At 65.1% G+C, this 312-nt stretch carries 1 protein-coding gene; it reads left to right on the top strand.

Going from position 1 to position 312, the window contains the following annotated elements; all coding sequences use genetic code 11:
- Positions 1-108: IS3 family transposase (locus R5H29_RS02135; protein WP_288037892.1), on the top strand; the 108-nt coding region annotated here is incomplete at its 5' end.
- Positions 109-312: the final 204 nt, after the last annotated feature.

The raw sequence follows: 312 nt of genomic DNA, 5'->3' as shown, positions 1-312 counted from the left end.
GTGGAATACATCCAGTACTACAACCAAGAGCGAATCAAGTTGAAATTGAAGGGCCTGAGCCCGGTACAGTACCGGGAGCAGGCCCAACAGGCCCAATCGGCCGCCTGACCCCGTCCAAGTCTCGGGGGTCACTTCACCCTGGGGGCTTGACCGCGGCTTGCTCGTGTGCGCTGTCCTGCGCACACGGCAAGACCGGGGTTGGGCATCGTGCCCAACCCGCCCGAGGCTTGCCTCGGGCCCATGCCGCGGACACCACCGCCCCGCCTACCCACCCGGCCTTTGACAGTTTCCTGTCACCGTCGCACACCACGG

The organism is Stenotrophomonas sp. A3_2 (assembly GCF_036624925.1).
Lineage (GTDB): Bacteria > Pseudomonadota > Gammaproteobacteria > Xanthomonadales > Xanthomonadaceae > Stenotrophomonas > Stenotrophomonas hibiscicola.
The sequence above is the reverse complement of the archived record's forward strand: the minus strand, read 5'-3'. Positions and strand labels throughout refer to the sequence as shown.